This is a genomic window from Streptacidiphilus neutrinimicus (assembly GCF_000787815.1).
Taxonomy (GTDB): Bacteria; Actinomycetota; Actinomycetes; order Streptomycetales; family Streptomycetaceae; genus Streptacidiphilus; species Streptacidiphilus neutrinimicus.
On record NZ_BBPO01000176.1, the window covers coordinates 1 to 2,680 of the forward strand.

Here is a 2,680-nt window from a genome sequence, read left to right on the forward strand (position 1 = left end):
GCCGCGACGGCGTCGCCGGCACCGCACCGGCCCGGCTCGCCGCCGAACTGCACCCGGGCAGTCGCCTCGTCGTGCTCCCCGAGGCCGGTCACCGGCTCTGGAGCGAGGAACCGGAGGCCTTCGTCGACCAAGTGCTGGCCCACCTGGACGGCTGAGCGCAAACGCACCCGCGCCGCACCGCGAGCCTCGCGGCCTGCGGGATGGGAGGATCGGAGCCATGACGGACTCCGGTTACTCCGGCACCCCGCTGGCCAAGAAGCTGCGGATCAAGCCGGGCTGCCGCGTCGCGCTGTGGCGCGCGCCCGCGGACTGGCCGCCGCCTGCCGTGCCCGAGGGTGTGCGCCTGGACGCGCGGCCGGAGGAGGCGGACGTGGTCCTCGCCTTCTACCGGAGGTCGGACGACCTGCGGGCCGACGCGGACAAGCTGGTCACCGGGCTGCTGCCGCACTCCTGTCTGTGGCTGCTGTGGCCGCGCCGTGCGGCCGGGCACGCCAGCGAGATCACCGACAACGACCTGCGCGAGCTGATGCTGCCGCTCGGCGTTGTGGACGTGAAGGTCGCTGCGGTGGGGGAGGACTGGTCCGGCCTCGCGTTCGTGTGGCGCAAGGAGAACCGCCCGGCACGCTGACGACGCGTCGGCGCGCGCGTGCGCAGGCGTGGGGGCCGCTGAACGCGGCGTTGAGGAAGTCGAACCCGAGCACGATCACCCAGACCCAACGCCGCAGCACGAACTCCTCCCAGCCCTCCCGCAGTTCGTGCAGCAGTCCGGGCTTGCCGCCGTCCGCGGCCCCGTCAGCGCCGCTCCCGCTGAGTGCGGGGACGCGGACGAGCGCGAAGAGCAGACCCGCGCACGCGAAGGTGACCGCGTCGATCGCGAGACCCCAGCCCGGTCCGAACGCGCCGACGACGACACCGCCCAGCGCCGCGCCGCCGATCATCGCGCCGTTGGCGGCCATGCGGTTCAGCGCGTTCGCGCTCATCCGCTCCTCGGCGGGGACGGTCTGCGGCAGCAGGGCGCCGGATGCGGGCAGCGCGAAGGCGGCGAACGTGCCAGGGCGACCCCGTTCCCCAGCATGTTCGCGGCGCGCCCGGCGACGAGCAGTCGGAACGGGCGGTGGCGGACGGGTGCGAGGGCTGTGGTCACCGGGCATCCCTATCGGGTGGGTGATCGCACAGCAATCCGTTTTCCGGAGCGACGGGCGCCCGTTGCAACAAACTGTTGACGCGGCTGTGGCGCGCGGATAGCGTCGCGTCAACAAACTGTTGACTGGGCCGAGGTGCTCATCCGAGGTCGGGCGAAGGGGAAGTCATGGCCGCGCGAACCACGTTCTCCAGCACTCTGCGGGAGCGCATCGAAGCCGACCTCGCCGGGGTCGACGCCGACCTTGCCGCACGCTACCCGGGCGACCCGGGCACCCGGCAGCCCGTCCACACCGTCTACGTCCCGGCGGACGCACTCGCCGAGCGCGGCGTCGGCGACCTGGTCGGCGACTGGGGCCGCCAGGCCCTCGACCTCCTGGACCGGCACGCCCCCGACGCCGCGGCCCTCGCCGCCGTGGTCGGCCAGATTGACGCCCCGCTCGCCGTCGACGTCCACGACCGCGTCCGCGCCAAGCTCGAGCGCGAGCCCGTCGAGGACCTGCGCATCGACTTCGAGGACGGCTACGGCCCGCGCCCCGACGCCGAGGAGGACGCCGCCGCCGAGCGCGCCGCGCGCCTGGTCGCCGAGGCGGTCGCAGACGGGACCGCGCCGCCGTTCGTCGGCATCCGGATGAAGTGCATGGAGTCCGCCGTGCGCGCCCGGGGCGTCCGCACCCTCGACCTCTTCCTCACCGGCCTGCTCGACGCGGGCGACGGCGCCCTCCCCGAGGGCCTGGTGCTGACGCTCCCCAAGGTCACGTACCCCGAGCAGGTCGCCGCGATGGCCCGGCTCCTCGCCGGCTTCGAGGAGGCAACCGGCCTTCCTGCGGGACGGATCGGGTTCGAGATCCAGATCGAGACCACCCAGGCCATCCTCGGCGCGGACGGCCGGGCCACCGTGGCCCGCATGATCGAGGCCGCGGGCGGCCGGGCGACCAGCCTGCACTACGGCACCTTCGACTACAGCGCCTCCTGCGGTGTGAGCGCGGCCTACCAGAGCATGGAACACCCCGTCGCCGACCACGCCAAGGCCGTCATGCAGGTCGCGGCGGCCGGCACCGGCGTGCGTCTGTCCGACGGCTCGACGAACGTGATCCCCACCGGCCCCACGGAGCAGGTCCACGCCGCCTGGCAGCTGCACCACCGCCTCGTCCGCCGCTCGCTGGAGCGCGCGTACTACCAGGGCTGGGACATGCACCCCGGCCACCTGCCCACCCGCTACGCCGCCGTCTACTCCTTCTATCGCGAGGGCCTTGGCGCGGCCGCCGCCCGCCTCGCCGCATACGTCGCCCGCACCGGCGGCGACGTCATGGACGAGCCCGCGACCGCGAAGGCGCTCAGCGGCTATCTGCTGCGCGGGCTGGACTGCGGCGCCGTCGACGCGACCGAGGTCGAGAAGGCCGCAGGCCTCGACCGCAAGGCGCTCGACGCGCTGGCCGGGCGCTGATTTGGACCTGCGGCCAGGGTCGCGTACAGTCGATCGAGTTGCCCCGGTGACCGGCCCGACGAGGACGGAACGGGAAGACGAAATCCACTGGAA

Annotated in this window: 2 protein-coding genes and 1 pseudogene; 2 read left to right on the plus strand and 1 reads right to left on the minus strand. The window is 73.7% G+C overall.

Features of this window, described 5'->3' with window-relative positions; translation table 11 throughout:
- Window positions 1–217: 217 nt before the first annotated feature.
- On the plus strand, window positions 218–628 hold the full coding sequence (locus TR48_RS46180) for a DUF3052 family protein (protein ID WP_042375609.1): 411 nt from the start codon (window positions 218–220) through the stop codon (window positions 626–628).
- A gap of 61 nt (window positions 629–689) precedes the next feature.
- Here TR48_RS46180 and TR48_RS46185 read toward each other — a convergent pair.
- Window positions 690–1,151, minus strand: a pseudogene (locus tag TR48_RS46185) (MFS transporter); the annotation flags it as partial.
- A gap of 158 nt (window positions 1,152–1,309) precedes the next feature.
- Here TR48_RS46185 and TR48_RS38345 point away from each other — a divergent pair.
- On the plus strand, window positions 1,310–2,587 hold the full coding sequence (locus TR48_RS38345) for a DUF6986 family protein (RefSeq protein ID WP_042375612.1): 1,278 nt from the start codon (window positions 1,310–1,312) through the stop codon (window positions 2,585–2,587).
- Window positions 2,588–2,680: the final 93 nt, after the last annotated feature.

What these genes read in the sequence shown, in the direction of transcription:
- TR48_RS38345 (WP_042375612.1), top strand. Translation starts at nt 1,310, where the DNA reads ATGGCCGCGCGAACCACGTTCTCCAGCACTCTGCGGGAGCGCATCGAA.
- TR48_RS46180 (WP_042375609.1), top strand. Translation starts at nt 218, where the DNA reads ATGACGGACTCCGGTTACTCCGGCACCCCGCTGGCCAAGAAGCTGCGG.